The 13,088-nt window shown below is 65.8% G+C and carries 13 protein-coding genes and 1 pseudogene; 4 read left to right on the top strand and 10 right to left on the bottom strand.

From position 1 onward, the window contains the following. Positions 1 to 110: 110 nt before the first annotated feature. The 3 genes and pseudogenes from gyrB to FHW64_RS23905 all read left to right on the top strand — a co-directional run. Positions 111 to 2,627 (top strand): annotated as a pseudogene (gene gyrB, locus FHW64_RS23915) (DNA topoisomerase (ATP-hydrolyzing) subunit B); the annotation flags it as partial. A 137-nt stretch (positions 2,628 to 2,764) separates the two neighbouring features. After that, on the top strand, positions 2,765 to 3,265 hold the full coding sequence (locus FHW64_RS23910) for a hypothetical protein (RefSeq protein ID WP_184530719.1): 501 nt from the start codon (positions 2,765 to 2,767) through the stop codon (positions 3,263 to 3,265). A gap of 174 nt (positions 3,266 to 3,439) precedes the next feature. Next, a complete protein-coding gene (locus FHW64_RS23905; RefSeq protein ID WP_184530718.1) occupies positions 3,440 to 4,624 on the top strand; it encodes a metallophosphoesterase in 1,185 nt (394 codons plus the stop codon). A 7-nt stretch (positions 4,625 to 4,631) separates the two neighbouring features. Here FHW64_RS23905 and FHW64_RS23900 read toward each other — a convergent pair whose 3' ends face one another. From FHW64_RS23900 to FHW64_RS23890, 3 genes are read right to left on the bottom strand one after another with little or no spacing between them, the layout of a single operon-like run. After that, on the bottom strand, positions 4,632 to 5,057 hold the full coding sequence (locus tag FHW64_RS23900; protein WP_184530717.1) for a PaaI family thioesterase: 426 nt from the start codon (positions 5,055 to 5,057) through the stop codon (positions 4,632 to 4,634). Then, complete coding sequence (locus tag FHW64_RS23895) at positions 5,054 to 5,491, bottom strand: MerR family transcriptional regulator (protein ID WP_184530716.1); 438 nt, start codon at positions 5,489 to 5,491, stop codon at positions 5,054 to 5,056. Before FHW64_RS23895 ends, FHW64_RS23900 begins: the two co-directional genes overlap by 4 nt. A 55-nt stretch (positions 5,492 to 5,546) precedes the next feature. Next, positions 5,547 to 6,035 (bottom strand): polyhydroxyalkanoate granule-associated phasin, encoded by a 489-nt coding sequence (locus FHW64_RS23890; protein WP_184530715.1) that lies wholly within the window; start codon positions 6,033 to 6,035, stop codon positions 5,547 to 5,549. A gap of 189 nt (positions 6,036 to 6,224) precedes the next feature. On the opposite strand from FHW64_RS23890, the gene FHW64_RS23885 reads away from it, so the two are divergent. Beyond that, entirely contained in the window at positions 6,225 to 6,794 is a 570-nt protein-coding gene (locus FHW64_RS23885; RefSeq protein ID WP_260306307.1) for an acyloxyacyl hydrolase, read from the top strand. On the opposite strand, the gene FHW64_RS23880 is transcribed toward FHW64_RS23885, so the two are convergent. The 7 genes from FHW64_RS23880 to FHW64_RS23850 form a co-directional block, all read right to left on the bottom strand. Next, the gene (locus FHW64_RS23880; protein WP_184530713.1) at positions 6,736 to 7,455 is read right to left on the bottom strand and encodes a DUF4130 domain-containing protein; all 720 of its coding nucleotides are present in this window, start codon (positions 7,453 to 7,455) and stop codon (positions 6,736 to 6,738) included. The two genes, FHW64_RS23885 and FHW64_RS23880, sit on opposite strands and share 59 nt — an antisense overlap. Positions 7,456 to 7,544: 89 nt before the next feature. After that, complete coding sequence (locus FHW64_RS23875) at positions 7,545 to 8,540, bottom strand: lysylphosphatidylglycerol synthase domain-containing protein (protein WP_184530712.1); 996 nt, start codon at positions 8,538 to 8,540, stop codon at positions 7,545 to 7,547. Then, positions 8,540 to 9,778 (bottom strand): cardiolipin synthase ClsB, encoded by a 1,239-nt coding sequence (gene clsB, locus FHW64_RS23870; protein ID WP_184530711.1) that lies wholly within the window; start codon positions 9,776 to 9,778, stop codon positions 8,540 to 8,542. The genes FHW64_RS23875 and clsB overlap by 1 nt, the downstream gene beginning before the upstream one ends. Beyond that, positions 9,775 to 10,533 (bottom strand): endonuclease/exonuclease/phosphatase family protein, encoded by a 759-nt coding sequence (locus FHW64_RS23865; RefSeq protein ID WP_184531101.1) that lies wholly within the window; start codon positions 10,531 to 10,533, stop codon positions 9,775 to 9,777. Before FHW64_RS23865 ends, clsB begins: the two co-directional genes overlap by 4 nt. A 165-nt stretch (positions 10,534 to 10,698) precedes the next feature. Beyond that, positions 10,699 to 11,253 carry a Spy/CpxP family protein refolding chaperone gene (locus FHW64_RS23860; RefSeq protein WP_184530710.1) on the bottom strand — a complete coding sequence of 185 codons (555 nt, stop codon included), beginning with the start codon at positions 11,251 to 11,253 and terminating at the stop codon, positions 10,699 to 10,701. Between the two features lie 131 nt (positions 11,254 to 11,384). Beyond that, positions 11,385 to 12,290: a pirin family protein gene (locus tag FHW64_RS23855; protein ID WP_184530709.1), complete on the bottom strand. Its 906-nt coding sequence runs from the start codon at positions 12,288 to 12,290 to the stop codon at positions 11,385 to 11,387. 55 nt (positions 12,291 to 12,345) lie between these two features. After that, positions 12,346 to 13,080 carry an aspartate/glutamate racemase family protein gene (locus FHW64_RS23850; RefSeq protein ID WP_184530708.1) on the bottom strand — a complete coding sequence of 245 codons (735 nt, stop codon included), beginning with the start codon at positions 13,078 to 13,080 and terminating at the stop codon, positions 12,346 to 12,348. Positions 13,081 to 13,088 lie beyond the last annotated feature (8 nt).

The raw sequence follows: 13,088 nt of genomic DNA, 5'->3' as shown, positions 1-13,088 counted from the left end.
AGATTCTGATGAGCGAAGAAAACAAGCAGGACGCGCCGCACACGGAGCCGGTCTACACGCCTGAGATCGACAACGCGATTCCGATCGAGGTCACGCCGCCCGATAGCTCCTACGGGGAAGGCTCCATCACGATCCTCGAAGGCCTCGAGGCGGTGCGCAAGCGCCCGGGGATGTACATCGGCGACACCTCCGACGGCACCGGCTTGCATCACCTCGTGTTTGAAGTGGTCGACAACTCGATCGACGAGGCGCTCGCAGGGTATTGCGATGACATCGTGGTCACGATTCACACCGACAACTCGGTTTCGGTGACCGACAACGGCCGCGGCATCCCGACCGGCATCAAGATGGACGACAAGCACGAGCCGAAGCGCTCGGCGTCCGAGATCGCGTTGACCGAGTTGCACGCAGGCGGCAAGTTCAATCAGAACAGCTACAAGGTTTCCGGCGGTCTGCACGGCGTGGGCGTGAGCTGCGTGAACGCGCTCTCCAAGATGCTGCGCCTCACGGTGCGCCGCGAAGGCAAGGTCCACACGCTCGAGTTCAGCAAGGGCTTCGTGCAGAACCGCATCATCGAGACGGTGAACGGCGTCGAGGTTTCGCCGATGAAGATCACCGGCGAAACCGAGAAGCGCGGCACGGAGGTGCACTTCCTGCCGGACACCGAGATCTTCAAGGAGAACTCGGACTTCCACTACGAGATCCTGAGCAAGCGGCTGCGCGAGCTGAGCTTCCTGAACAACGGCGTGCGCATCCGCCTGGTCGATGAGCGCACCGGCAAGCAAGACGACTTCTCGGGCGCCGGCGGCGTGCGTGGCTTCGTCGAGTTCATCAACAAGGGCAAGACGATCCTGCACCCGAACGTGTTCTACGCCGAAGGAGAGAAGCCGGCCGACACCTACGGCGGCATCCCCGGCACGCATATCGGCGTCGAAGTCGCGATGCAGTGGAACAACGGCTACAACGAGCAGGTTCTCTGCTTCACCAACAACATCCCCCAGCGTGATGGCGGCACCCACCTGACCGGCCTGCGCGCCGCGATGACGCGCGTCATCAACAAGTACATCGAAGAGAACGAGTTGGCCAAGAAGGCCAAGGTCGAAGTGACCGGCGACGACATGCGCGAAGGCCTGTGCTGCGTCCTCAGCGTGAAGGTGCCCGAGCCCAAGTTCTCGAGCCAGACCAAGGACAAGCTGGTGTCGAGCGAAGTGCGCGCGCCGGTCGAGGACATCGTCGGCCGCCTGCTCACCGACTACCTGCAGGAGCGCCCCAACGACGCGAAGATCATCTGCGGCAAGATCGTCGAAGCGGCACGCGCTCGCGAGGCCGCACGCAAGGCCCGCGAAATGACGCGCCGCAAGGGCGTGCTCGACGGCATGGGGCTGCCCGGCAAGCTGGCCGATTGTCAGGAAAAGGACCCCGCGCTGTGCGAGATCTACCTGGTGGAGGGTGACTCCGCAGGCGGCTCGGCCAAGCAGGGCCGCGACCGGAAGTTCCAGGCCATCCTGCCGCTGCGCGGCAAGATCCTGAACGTCGAGAAGGCACGCTACGAGAAGCTGCTGACCAGCAACGAAATCCTGACGATGATCACCGCGCTGGGCACCGGCATCGGCCGCGCGGGTGCGACCACGGCGGCAGGCGGTGCGGACGACTTCAACGTCGCCAAGCTGCGCTACCACCGCATCATCATCATGACCGACGCGGACGTGGACGGCGCGCACATCCGTACGCTGCTGCTGACCTTCTTCTATCGGCAGATGCCGGAGCTGGTCGAACGCGGCCACATCTACATCGCCCAGCCGCCGCTCTACAAGGTGAAGGTCGGCAAGGAAGAGCAGTACCTCAAGGACGGCCCTGCGCTCGACACCTTCCTCCTCAAGGTCGCGCTGAAGGATGCGAGCGTCCTGACCGGCGGCAGCAATCCGACGACGCTCACCGGTGACGCGCTGGCCGACCTGGCCCGCAAGCACCAGCTCGCCGAGGCGGTGATCGCGCGGCTTGGCGTCTTCCTCGATACCGCTGCACTGCGTGCCATTGCCGACGGCGTGGCGCTCGACCTGGACACCACGGCCTCTGCGGAAGCCTCTGCGGTCGCACTGCAGAACAAATTGCGCGAACTCAACACCACCGGCGCGCCAGCCGATGTGTCGAGCGAGTTCGATGCGCGCACCGACAAGCCGCTGCTGCGCATCAGCCGCCGCCATCACGGCAACATCAAGAGCAGCGTGCTGACGCAGGACTTCGTGCATGGCGCCGACTACGCCGCGCTAGCCGAGGCCGCAAAGACCTTCCGCGACCTGCTCGGCGAAGGCGCCGTCGTTCGCCGCGGCGAGGGCGAGAAGGCCAAGGAAGAAAAGGTCAGCGACTTCCGCGAAGCCATGCGCTGGCTGATCGGCCAGGCCGAGAACGCGACCTCGCGTCAGCGCTACAAGGGTCTGGGCGAGATGAATCCCGAGCAGCTCTGGGAAACGACGATGGACCCGAACGTGCGGCGCCTGCTGCGCGTGCAGATCGACGACGCGATCGAGGCCGACCGCGTTTTCACCATGCTGATGGGCGACGAGGTCGAGCCGCGGCGCGACTTCATCGAGCAGAACGCGCTGCGCGCGGCGAACATCGACGTCTGATCGAACGCGAGCGATCGATCATCGATCGCTCGCCGCTGTCTCAGGGAGGAACTGCGCGTAAACGCTATTCCTAGCCCGACTCTTGCTAAGCACAATCTCCGGCGGATTTGACGCCATTCGAGCAAGAGGACAGCAAAATGAACCCCAACCGGTCTTGGCGGCCCCTGTCGGCCGCAGTGATGATGCTGGGTGCATTCACCACCGCGCACGCACTGACCAATCCCCCGATCCGGATGGCGCAGGGCATCGAGTACATGTGCGGGGGCAGGACCAGCGAGGAAGCGGCCTTCATGCAGACCGTTGCGCCGCGCTGGGCAGCCACGCTGGAGTTCGGTATCAACCGTGCCGGCCGGAGCGTTCGTTTTCCGTCCGACGTGCACATCATCGTGCGTGAGCGCTACAACGGCCGCGAGGTGATGCAGGCCGATACGGCATCGCCCTACATGCTCGCGCGGCTCGATCCCGGTGCATACGAAGTCGAGGCGACGATGGGCGGCGTCACGCTCACTCAGCCGCTCGTCGTCTTCAACGGCGTTGCCGCCAAGGCGGTCTTCATGTGGCCTTCGAACGTCGATTTCGCGTCGGCGATGGGTACGCAGCGGCCTGAACACCAGGCTGCCGTCAACACAGGCGACTGAGCCCAACCCGGCGACATCCGCCGGTCAACACCGCGAGGATCCCGCCAGAACCATCATCAGGTTCGCGAAAGCGACCTGCATTGAAATAGCGTCGGACAAGGTGGCACACACCTTGAATGTTGAGCGGATCGCTCGCATTTGGTGTGTCCGGATTTTTCCGCCCTACCAGTCCCGATGCCGCTTCGACCTCTTATCGCCCTCACCACGCTCCTGCATGCGTACATAGGCCTGCGGCTGCTGCCGGCGCTCGCCGGGAGCTGGGCCGGCTGGACCGTGCTGTTGGTGATCGCCCTGGTCATTTCAGCCGCGACCATGCCCCTGCCGTTCGCGGGCAGGCGAACGGACGCGCGTCGAATCGGCGACGGATGGAAGTGGATCGGGCTGCTGAGCATGGGCTGGTTCTCGTCCATGTTCGTGCTCACGCTCGTGCGTGATGCGGGTCTGCTGATCACCTGGGCGGTGACGCTGGTGTCCGGCTGGGGCATCGACTGGCCGCGCTGGCTGTCGAAGAGTGCCGGCGCGGTGCCGGTGCTTGCGACGGCGATCACCACGATCGGCTTTCTCAACGCGCGCCGTACTGCCAGCGTGGTGCACGTGGACGTGCCGATCCGCGACCTGCCTGCCGCGCTCGCCGGATTCACCATCGCGCAATTGAGCGACATCCACGTGGGCCCGACGATCCGCCGCGGCTACATCCAGCGCATCGTCGATGCCGTCAACGGCCTCGGCGCCGACATGGTCGCGATCACCGGCGACCTTGTCGATGGCACGGTGCCGGAGCTTCGCGATCACATCGCGCCGCTGCAAGGCCTGCGCGCGAAGCACGGCACGTTCGTGGTCACCGGCAACCATGAGTACTACGCGGGCGCGCATGCGTGGATCGACGAGTTGCGCCGGCTCGGCCTGCGCGTGCTCCTCAACGAACACGTCGTGCTTCAGACGCGCAGCGTGAAGGGCGCGCAGACCGACGAGGAGGTGCTCGAAAGCGCACTCGTCGTTGCAGGCGTCACCGACTACACGGCGGCGCATTTCGATGCCGCGCATGCAAGCGATCCGCAGCAGGCGCTCGACGGCGCCCCGCCGATGGTGCACACACGCGTGCTGCTCGCGCACCAGCCGCGCAGCGCGCCAGCGGCCGCAGAGGCGGGCTATCAACTCCAGCTTTCCGGGCACACGCACGGCGGCCAGTTCTTTCCGTGGAATCTCTTCGTGCCGCTGCAGCAGCCCTTCACTGCAGGACTGCACAAGCTGAAGGAGATGTGGGTCTACACGAGCCGCGGCACGGGCTACTGGGGCCCGCCCAAGCGCATCGGCGCACCTTCGGAAATCACCTTGCTGCGCCTCGTGCAGGAAAGCTGATCGCGGATCAGGCCGGCTTGACGTTGCGTGCCGACCCGAGCAGCGTCGCGCACAGCGTTTCGGCGCCTTCTTCATCCACCGCAAAGACTTCCGCCGCGCAGATGGTGAGCAGCTTGCCGGCGCTCACCACGCGGCCGCGCGCACGCAACAGCGCACCGACGGCAGGGGCCACGAGCTTCAGCGTCGCGTCGATGGTGGCGTTGTGCCAATCCTTGGGCAGCATGCTCCCCGCCGCGGAGACGGCGGCGAAGTCCGCCACCGCGAACACCGGCGTCGCCTGCAGTTGACCGGGCCTGAAGGTGAAAGCCTCGGCCATGGGCAGTTCGATCTCGACATCGCCGGGGGCAAGCCGGGTGAATCGCAGCCCCAACGTGCGGGCCATGGGCATCGCCAGGACGGCGTCTTCGATGTACTGGAGCGGGTTCGCGGTCATCGGGCTTCCTTTCGCGCGCCGCGCTGTTTCGCGGATTGGGGCCAGGGGCGCGCGGCGTCATCGCTGCCCTGGTTGCGGCGAGGCTTGAGCTCCTGCTCGCGCAGCCACTTGGCGTGATCGAGCACCTGCGTGCGCAATGACTGCAGATCGGCAATCTGGCGGTCTATCGCCCCGGCCCGCTCCAGCAGCGCGTCGACCATGGTGTCGATGCTCAGGCGGCCCGTACGGTAGGCAGGGAGCAGTTCGCCGATCGCCTGCAATGAAAAGCCGATCCGTCTGGACATCGCAATGAAGATGGCTTCGCGGCGCATCGTTTCCGGGTAGTCGCGGTAGCCCGAGGCGGTGCGCGCCGGCACCAGGAGGCCCATGCGCTCGTAGTGGCGCAGGGCGTGCACCGTCACGCCGGTGCGTTGTGCAAGCTCGGAGATCCGCATGCGCAAAGGCTAGCAAGCCTCGCCTTGCGCGAAGCTTTGCGGATGCAACTTTTTTTCAGGGCGCGGCCGGTGCCGCGAGGCGGCGCTCGTTGGCCGTCGCCTTGGCGTGGATCGGCTTCAGGCCGCGCTGCACGATGCGAGCGCCGGCGCTGCTGAGTTGGCTCATCGCCGCAGCGGTGCGAGCTGCGGACGTCCCGACGGCTTCGGCGTGCGTCACCGCCTGCGCCTGCGAAGTGCTGGTCGCAAGCGAGAACAGCGCGACGCCGCCGCTGAGCCAGTGTTTCACAGCGCGATTGAAGAGTGCGAATTGGGTCGTGTGCAGTTGATTGACCATCGCGGCGCCAGCCTCGCTGGCGGCTGCGAGCTTCTCGTGTCCCATGAGCTGGAATTCAGCGACATCCGAGTCGCTGGGCGCAAGGCCTGCCCGGGCGATGCGTTCGGTCCTCATGCGGATCACCGAACTGGACGACAGGAACATTTCGTTGGCAGTGGCCGCGACATCGGCCCACAGCATCAGGGGATTGAAGAAACGGGAGGTAGGCATAGGGGGGACTCGGTGCGCGGAACTCGAAGAAGAACTATAGGCCTTCCGTGCAGTGTTTGCTGCATTGCAGCATGATCGATGGCCGTGTTCTCCAACCGGGTACGACGGAGCCTCAAGCGCAATCACTGAATAACCCTTTAGGATTGTCAACAAGTGCAAACTCAACGCAGGGTTCGAAGAATGAGAAACATGACTTCCTGCGCCAAAGCCATCCTGTGGGTGGGGGGCGTGTTGCTATCGGCTGCGGTCCATGCCGCGCCGGACGACAGGGCGATGGGCTTTTACGTCGAAGCAGGCACAACGCCGCAAAGCGGGCGATCGACCGATTCGCTGCAGGTCGGGCTGACCATGCCGTTGGCCGCCAATCGCTTGATGTGGGGCGGCGACATGAGCTTCTACTGGGACTTCTTCCTGAGCGGCTGGCGGGCACCCAAGCCGAAGCCCAACAGCAACGAAAAGGACAACTACGCCCAGATCGGTGCCATCGCCAACGTCCGGTATCGCTTCAGCGAAGGGCGATCGCCCTGGTTCGTCGAGGCCGGCCTCGGCGGCACCTTGATGGACCATCTCTATCGCACCGAGGACCGCGAGTTCAGCACCGCCTTCCAGTTCACCGAGCAGATCGGCGCCGGCCTGAGCTTCGGCATGCAACGCGAGCACGAGGTGTCGGTGCGGCTCCAGCACTTCTCGAACGGCACCATCAAGGAACCGAATCCGGGTGAAAACTTCGTGCGGGTTCGCTATCTCTATCGTTTCTGAAGACTTGGTAATAGCACCCGAGCCACTCGCTTTCAGCCGCATCACGATCCAGCCTGCGCTCGCAACGCGCACCCGGACCGAACTCGAGTGACTCGCCGCGCCCCCGGACGCTGCTCTCCGGCGTCAGCACGGCCCACAGCGCATGGGCCATCCTGCGCATGAAGAAGGGCGCGACCGCTTCGACGATGTAGTGGTCGGGCGCGAACCATGCGATCTGCAACGGCTCGCCATCTGCGGTCTGGCGGATGGTCATGAATCGCACCTGCGACTTCATCTTCTGCATGTCGCGGCGTACCGCACGCGCCATGTGCAACGCACGAAGACGGTCATCGTCATGCGGATCACGATGCAGGGCGGGCTCGTGCACCAGGCGCCAGAGCAGCCGGTACAACAGCGCGAAGCGCGCCGGATCGTGGTGCAGGATCACCATGTTGCAGAGGGACAGGAAGGAGCGTGGCAACACCAGATTGACGCCGCTCGGCGGCTTCTCGTCTGACCTCATCAGGGTCGCGTACGGCTGCCGATGCAGGTCGTCGGGCATCGCGGGCGCATCCCAGTGCGCTTCCTCGGGTGGGACGAGCCCCGCGAGCAGAACGCGGGCTTCGCGCCGGAAACCCTGCAGATCGGTCTGACTCGAGAGCGTGACGGAGTGCTGCGCCATGCCGTCAAATTAGGGCGCCCCCGCCGACGGCCCTGTAGGCATACAGGCGAAAAAGACCGAAGCATGCGCTGGCTTGGCGCATTCGGAATTCAGCCCGAAGCCGTCGAAAGCATCCTTCGCACGCGCCTCGCGTGCATCTCCGCGACCACGTAGAACACCAGCGCCACCGCGAGCGGCAGCAGGTAATAGAGCGCACGGTACGCGAGCAGCGCCCCGAGGATCTGGGCCTCTGGTAGCCGGTGCGACAGCAACGCGAGGAATACCGCCTCCAGCACGCCGATCCCGCCCGGCACGTGCGTGATCACGCCGGCCACGGCTGCGACCAGAAGCACCGAAAGCACGGTGGTGTATTCCACCTGCTGCTGGAGCAGGAACCAGACGATCCCCCCGATCAGCGACCAGTTGACGCCTGACATCGCGAGCTGCAGCAGCGCGATGCGCAGTGGCGGCGTGTCGAGCTCATGGCCGCGGATGTTCCAGGTGTGCTCGCGCGCCGCGGCACACAGCGCGAGGTAGGCGATGCCGACCAGCATCAGTCCCGCGCCGAGGATACGCAGCCCGCCGCTGTCGATTCGCCAGTCCGGCGGCAGGGTCATCGGCGCGAAGCAGAAGGCCGCGCCGGCCACCACGAAGTAGCCAAACCAGTTGGTGAGCATGCTGAAGCCAAGCACTCGCGTGATCGTGTTCGGCCGGAGGCCGAGCCGCGAGTACAGCCGGTAGCGGAAAGCCACGCCGCCGACCAGCGAACCGAAGTTCAGGTTGAAGGCATAGCTGATGAAAGTGATGCCCATGACCGGCACCGTGCCGAGATCGTGATGGGTCATGCGCCTGCCGAGGAGGTCGTAGGTGCTGTAGAGGAGATGGCTGCAGAAGGCCAGCAGCGCTCCCGCAAGGATCATCGGCAGCGGGATCGCCCGGATCGATGCGAGCACGGTCCACCAGTCGATATGGCGCGCCTGCCGCCAGATCAGCGCCACGACAGCCGCGAAGAAGACCCACGCGGCGATGCGCTTGACGTGTTCCCAGTGAGTCGACGCGGCAGGTTCCGCCGGGGCTGCGGTGCCTGCTGCCGGTGGGCTGGCCATCACGCCACGTCCGTCTGCGTGGAGCCGCCGCGCGGCCCCTGCTTTCCGAGGGGTTCGAGGCGCGGCACATGTCGCGGCAGCCATCCGACCCACGCCGGATACCAGCGCAGCAGGTGGAAGATGAAAAAGCTGCGCACCAGGCGCCACGCACTCCATTCGGTGAGATCCGATGTCTGCACCTGCCTGCAACTGTTCTCCATGAGGTCGTGGAGCTTATCCCAGAGGACGTGGTTGAACTCCCGGCTGCGCACGATCACATTCGCCTCGAGATTCAGCGACAGGCTCAACGGGTCGAGGTTGCTCGAGCCCACCGTGCTCCACTGGTCATCCACCAGCGCCACCTTGCCGTGCAACGGCCGATCGATGTATTCGTGGATGTGGACGCCCGCATGCAGCAGGTGGTGATAGAGCATGCTCGCCGCCACCTTCACGAATGGCATGTCAGGCTCACCCTGCAGGATCAGGTGCACCGCCACGCCACGACGCCCTGCGCGGCGCATTTCCTTGATCAACCGGTAACCCGGGAAGAAATAGGCGTTGGCGATCACGATGCGCTCGCGCGCGCTGCGGATCGCCGCGCGATAGTGCCGCTCGATGTCGTTGGTGTGGCGCCGGTTGTCGCGCGTCACGAAGAGCGCCTCGGCCGTGCCTTCGGGCTCTATCGCGTGATGTTCCGTGACCTTGAGCCGCCGCCGGAACCAGCTCGCACCCTTGCCGCCGACCGCGATCTCACGCAGGACGAAATGATGGATCTCCTCGACGATCGGCCCCTGGAGCGCCACCGCATAGTCCTGCTTTGCCATCGGGCCAAAGTCGAGCAGGTGATCCGCCGAAAAATTGAGGCCGCCGACGAACGCCGTCACGCCATCGACGACCACGATCTTGCGGTGCATGCGGCGGAAGTAGTTCAGGCGCTTTCCGAACAACCGCTTGCCCGGATCGAACACCCGGACCCGCACGCCCGCCGAGGTGAGCCCTTCGATGAAAGCGGATGAAAGTGACGGTGAGCCGAAGCCGTCGACCATCACGTCGACCTTGACGCCCCGCAGCGCCGCCTCGCGCAGCACGGCGTGCAGCTCCTGCCCGACCTTGTCTTCGAACAGGATGAAGGTCTCGATGACCACTTCTCGTCGCGCGTCGCGGATGGCCTCGAAGACACGCGGGTAGTACTGCTCGCCGTTCTCGAGCAGCTCGACCCGATTGCCGCCGACCCAGCGCGGATTCTTCGATGCGCTCACAGTTCGATCTCCGCCACGAGGGGCGCGTGGTCCGACAGATGAGACCAAGGCCTGCGCGGAAGCACCACCGGCGCATGCACCGCCGCGTTGCGCACGTAGATGCGGTCCAGCGGCAGCATCGGGAAGCGCGCCGGAAACGTCCTGGCCGCGCTGCCGTGGGCCTGCACGAAGACCTCCCGCAGCGCCGCACCCTGTTCGAGGATGGCGTGTGCCTTCCCCCGCCAGTCGTTGAAGTCGCCCGCGACGATCAGCGGCGCGTCCGCGGGCACCTCGTCGCGCACGATGTGGCACAGCAACTCCAGTTGCTGCTGCCGATGGTTCTCCGACAGCCCCAGGTGCGTGCAGATCACATGGACGTCCACCGGCCGCGCGGGCAGCCGAAGCACGCAGTGAAGCAGGCCGCGCTTCTCGGGCCCGAGGACGGAGACATCGTGGTTGCGGTAGTTGACGATCGGGAACTTCGACAGCACCGCGTTACCGTGGTGGCCCTTCGGATAGACCGCATTGCGCCCGTAGGCGAACTGCGGCCACATCGTGTCTGCAAGGAATTCGTAGTGCGGCGCCTCCGGCCAGTTGTCGATCTTGCGCGAATGCCGCGAGTGCGTGCCGAGCACTTCCTGCAGGAACACGACGTCCGCCCCCACCGTGCGCACCGCTTCCCGCAACTCGGGAAGGATGAACTTGCGATTCAGCGCCGTGAAGCCCTTGTGGGTGTTCACAGTCATCACCTTCAGCGACGTCGGCCGGACCGTCATGGCTTCCGTGGGGGACGAGAGCTTCACGGCATCAGTTGTAAGACGCGCCGCTCAGACGTGCTGTAGGAGCGCGCCACGTTCTTTCAAGGTCGAAGCCGCCAGCTGAATGTGGAAAAGCCCGCGGCGCTTGCGCGTCGCGGGCTTCGTGCAGGGGCTGTCGAGCGCTTAGCTCTTGGCGGGCGCAGCCGGGTGATGCGGATGCGGACGGCCTTCACGGTCGCCAGGGCCGAAGCGGCGCATCGACTCGGCATCGAAGGTCTTCTGCTGTTCAGGCGTCAGGCCAGCGTAGAAGGAACGCGTTGCATCGGCGCGCTTGGCGAACATCGCGCTGCGTTCGGCGCGGTGCTTTTCCATCAGGTCGAGGCGTTGCGGCGTGGTCAGCTTGGCGAACTCGTCGCGGTTCATGCGCGGACCGGGGGGCGGCGCCGGGGGCATTTGCTGCGCATCAGCAAACGAGTTCCATGCGCCTTCCTGCGCCGGGGTGAGCTTGAGCTTTTCCTTGAGCGCGGCGAGGTGCTGCGCATGGCGTTGCTTCATCTGCTCGAAGCGCTGTGCGCGGTCTTCCCGCCCGCGAGGACCCTTGGCCGGCGCTTGCGCGGCGGACTGGCCCTGGGCGGAGGGCGCAGCGGGCGAGGTCGCCGGTGCTTGCGCGAAGGCGCCCGAGGCTACCGTGGCAGCCAGCAATCCGGCACAGAGAAGGCTTTTGCGAGACGTGATCATGAGAGTGCTTCCTTTCCGAAGCCTGCCACCGAAGGGCAGCAGGTGAGGGAAAGTGTGGCGGCCCCATGTTTCCACCGAGTGATGCGAGGGTTAGCGCGCGTAAAGATAGATGAAGGCGCGCGCTGCCGCCATCAGCCGAACTTGCCGTGCTGGAAGTCCTGCACCGCCTGCATCAGTTGCTCGCGGGTGTTCATGACGAAGGGGCCGTATTGCGCGATGGGCTCTCGCAGAGGCTTGCCGGCGATCAGCAGCGCCCGGGCCGGGCTGTGGTTGGTGCCGGGCGCGTGCAGCAGCACGCCGTCGCTGCCGGCTTCGTTGGCCATGATCGCCATGCGCTTCGTCGGGATCTCGCTGTTGCCGATGAAGACCGATTCACGGAACACGTAGATCAGCGCATTGCGATCGTCCGGCAGCGCCTGCGCGAATTCGGCGCCGGGCGGCATGGTGATGTCGAGGTAGAGAGGCTCGGTGTGCTCGCGTTTCATCGCACCCGCGACGCCGTGGCTCTCCCCGGCGATCACGCGCACATGCACGCCGGCAGGGGTGGTGAACTCCGGGATCTCCGCGCTCTGGATATCGCGATACCAGGGCTCGCGCATCTTGTCCCTGGCGGGCAGGTTGAGCCACAGCTGGAAGCCTTCCATCAAGCCTTCTTCCTGTTCCGGCAGCTCGCTGTGCACCAGGCCGCGGCCGGCGGTCATCCATTGCACGCCGCCGTTGGAAAGCAACCCCTCGTGGCCATGACTGTCGCGATGGCGCATGCGGCCCGAGATCATGTAGGTCACGGTTTCGAAGCCGCGATGCGGATGACTTGGAAAGCCGCCGATGTAATCGCCGGGGTTGTCGCTGCCGAAGGCGTCGAGCATCAGGTAGGGATCGAGCCGCTCCTGCAGCGTGTGCTGCAGCACGCGCGTGAGCTTGACGCCGTCGCCGTCGCTGGTCGAAACACCGGCGACGATCTGCTCGACCGGCCGCGGCCTGGCGAGCGAAGCCGGCTGGGCGGCATGGACGTTGTGGGGGTGGTGCGGGCTGGTCATCGGGCCATGGTGGCACGGTCCGGACGACCGCGCTGGCGGTGGGGGCGGCGAGGGCTCAGCCGAAGGACTCAAGTTCCCAGGAGACGCTCTGCCAGGCGACGCCGAAGCCCGCTACGGCTTTCGCCCCTGGGACAGACGATCCGACGGCCTCCAAAGCCCACGCGGCGCCGGCATCCACGCTATCGATCAGCGGCACAGGCACCGCATCGGCGATCTCTGCGGCGATGCCGGCGAGCCCTGCGCCGCCGAGAACGACCGCCTCCACGCCGAAGCGTTGCGCCGCGTCGCGACAAGCCTCTGCGAGCAGCGACCGCGCGCCCTGCGGATCGGCAGCGAGCTGCGCACCGGTGGGCGCCACGGTGTGGATGCCTGCAAGCGATGCCGAGTATCCGAGCGACCAGGCGAGACGTTCGAGCATCGGCCTCCACGCCTCGCCACCGGTGACCACCGCGAAGCGGCCCCGACGCGCGCCCGCGATGAAGGACGCCTCCGCCAGACCGCCGACTGCCACGCCCGCGCCTTCGCGCAGCGCGAAGAGGCCCGGGTCGCCGAAGCAGCCGATGAGCACCGCGTCGGGCCGCTCGCCATTCGCATGCGCGGCCGCCCAGGCGTCCAGCGTTGCGTGCTGGGCAACCGCATAGCTGGCCTCGCTGGCAATGTAGGGTGCGCCGAATCGCGCGGTGACGGTGCGGACGTAGTGCGTCCCGCCGACCGCGGCACTCACCCGGCGCTGCAGCAGATCGCTGACCGATCCAGAGGTGTTCGGATTGATGACCAGCAGCCGCGCCATGCCTGTCG

Origin of the sequence: Variovorax sp. Sphag1AA (genome assembly GCF_014192575.1) — a bacterium.
Lineage (GTDB): Bacteria > Pseudomonadota > Gammaproteobacteria > Burkholderiales > Burkholderiaceae_C > Variovorax.
This window is presented reverse-complemented; position numbering and strand designations above follow the sequence as displayed.